The 744-nt window shown below is 52.6% G+C and carries 1 protein-coding gene; it reads left to right on the top strand.

All coding sequences use genetic code 11. From position 1 onward, the window contains the following. Positions 1-744: Rpn family recombination-promoting nuclease/putative transposase (locus tag HMPREF0673_RS03460; protein ID WP_007898032.1), on the top strand; the 744-nt coding region annotated here is incomplete at both ends.

The raw sequence follows: 744 nt of genomic DNA on the forward strand, positions 1-744 counted from the left end.
GACTATGGGCAAATACATCAATCCGTTCACCGACTGGGGCTTCAAACGACTGTTCGGACAGGAGTTCAGTAAACCGTTGCTGATAAGTTTCCTCAACGACCTGCTCGTCGATGAACTACACGTCAAGGACCTCACGTTCCGCGACAAGGAACTGCTGCCACCCACGAAAGACCAGCGTGGCATCATCTGCGATGTCTACTGCGAGACGGACACCGGCGACCGCTTTATCGTTGAGATGCAGAACCGTTGGCAGCCGAACTTCCTCGACCGCTCCATCTGCTACGCCTGCCGTAGCATCCTCGATCAGGTGGACAAGGGTAGGGCAGAGCGCGAGGATGCCTATAAGTTTCTGCCCGTTTACACGATATGTTTTATGAACTACATGCCGCATACGGACGAGGTATCTAAGTTCCGTACGGACATCGTATTGGCGGACAAGGACACGAAGGCGCAGGTGTCCAACAAGCTCCGCTTTATCTACTTGGCGCTTCCGCTCTTCGAGAAGAAGGCGGAGGAATGTGAAACAGATTTTGAGAAATGGATTTACGTATTGAAGCATATGGAAGCATTAAGCAGAATGCCGTTCACGGCACAAAAGGAGATATTCAAGCAGCTTGAGGACTATGCCGACAGCCACCGCCTTACAAAGAAGGAGTGGGAGGCGTACGAGAATAGTCTCTGGGTCGTGCGCGACAATATGGCGTGCATGGCAGCTGCAGAGCGCGAAGCACGAGAGAAAGGACA

The sequence above is a fragment of the Leyella stercorea DSM 18206 genome (genome assembly GCF_000235885.1).
Taxonomy (GTDB): Bacteria; Bacteroidota; Bacteroidia; order Bacteroidales; family Bacteroidaceae; genus Prevotella; species Prevotella stercorea.